General features: G+C 59.9%; 1 protein-coding gene. It reads left to right on the forward strand.

What is annotated here, in order from left to right:
• On the forward strand, positions 1-1,001 hold a 1,001-nt coding region (locus AC25YV_RS12775; RefSeq protein WP_488124236.1), incomplete at its 5' end, for a hypothetical protein.
• Positions 1,002-1,514: the final 513 nt, after the last annotated feature.

Consider the following 1,514-nt stretch of genomic DNA (forward strand, 5'->3'; position numbering starts at 1 on the left):
TAATGAAAACCGCCGGACCCCACACACCGTTTATCGGACAGTCCCAGTGGATCACCTCGGTACTTGGGGAGCCACGTGAGTTCCCCGCAAACGTTCAGCAGTCTCGAGTTGAAGCAAAGGATGCGGTCGAGCTAGCGGCACAGATGGCCAATATTGAGTTGCCGGCGAACGCCTTTGTATCACCGCCCTCGGAGTCGGACAACGAGACACTCTTACAGACCGTACTCAACTCGGGGTATGAGCAGGACCTAGAAGAAGAGTTACTGCCTCTTGACCTTCAGCGCTTCGACGGAAAGCTGGTCGGCGATCAGCGGGCGGCGAGCGTCGCGGTGTTCAGCGACAAGCATGGCGAAAGCAAGCTGGTTGTGATGTCGGTCAACAAGAAGCCGATCGAGCTCGAGCTCGGGGTGGATCTCCTCTACTGGGATCAGGTCCACGATGCATTCACGTTCATCCAGTACAAGCGCCTCGAGAAGGTCAAGTCCACTGATCCGGGCGAGGGATACGAGTGGGCCTACGGACGCAAGGGCGAGATCACCAAGCAGCTAGCGCTCATGCCGATCGGTCGTCAAGCTGCAAAGCTGGCGGCCGAATGGAGGGCATTCGGTACGCCTTTCTGGTTCAAGTTCGTGCGAGGTGACGCGGGCAGCAAGCTCGATGGCAAGACGCTTAAGGGTATGTACGTGCCCGCGGACTGGCTTCGCTTGGCCGTCGATGAGCGCACCTTCCAAGTGGGACCGCGCGGTGGCTTTCGCCTCACGTACGGCAACGCTAAGTATGTCGATCGGACGATGTTCGCTCAGCTCGTCTCACGCGGTTTCGTCGGCACCGCCGGCGCACGGTCCAAAGCATTCAAGAAGCTCCTCCGTTCCAAGAACCGGGAGTTGATTGTCGCAATCCGAACGGAATGGCAGTACGACGAGAAGACCGAGATTGAGATCTCGTCGCTTGATGCCGACCGCGTCCTTGGGCAGCCCGGAATCCCGCACTTGCCCTTCTAGGAGGCAACCCTGGCGCCCATGAGTGCTGAACTACGGGAACGGGTTGACGAGTTGCTCGAGGCGTAGGACAGCGAGGGTCACCCGACGGAGATGTCTCGACCGAGAGCTCGGTCAGGGAAAAGGGCACTGTGGCTGATTTGGTACGAATGGAGTCACCGTGTCCACCGATGGCGGGCTGATATCGGGCGCAGCGGTCGACACCGACTGCTTACCCACGCGGTCTGCGCGAAGCTCAGCAGCGGTGCAAATCCTCGCCGCAGTCGTCTCCCGGCAAGACCCTGCGTGTGCCGACAAGAGCATCGCCGAGCGTCACCATCGCTGACCGTACTTGACCTCGACCGGGCGAAGGGAGACCGGCACACGCGCTGAAGTTTCGACTTATGTTTGGTCGCCCCGCCATGGCATGGCTCCGTTTTGCCAGGCCCCCTTGCTTCGCAGCTTCGACTCGATCGCTTTTGCTTGCGTGTGGGGACTGCCCCGAGTTTGGTTGACGTCTGATCTGTGAGGATTCGT

It is taken from the genome of Microbacterium sp. Y832, assembly GCF_057669765.1.